Annotated in this window: 1 pseudogene; it reads right to left on the minus strand. The window is 65.6% G+C overall.

Annotated elements, in window-relative coordinates:
* Position 1 precedes the first annotated feature (1 nt).
* Positions 2–221: pseudogene (locus EXE44_RS20385) on the minus strand (hypothetical protein); the annotation flags it as partial.

The following is a 221-nucleotide window of genomic DNA, read 5'->3' on the forward strand; positions in this document are numbered from 1 at the left end:
GTCAGAATCCGAACGTCTGACCAGGGTCGTCGTTGTTGCGCGCCTGTTCGGTGACGAATCCGAGGTCGAAGCTCGCCGAGTCGCTCTGGATCTCGTTTCCGACGTCCTCCGGCACCCACCAGGCTAGGCCGAAGCAGTGGGTGCTGCTCGCGGGATACGGGTCCTGCGCGTCGGTCACGCGGTCGAAGTCGAGCGCGACCGGACCGTCTTGTGCTGGGTCC

It is taken from the genome of Halorubrum sp. SS7 (assembly GCF_005435055.1).
In the GTDB taxonomy this organism is placed as follows: Archaea; Halobacteriota; Halobacteria; order Halobacteriales; family Haloferacaceae; genus Halorubrum; species Halorubrum salinarum.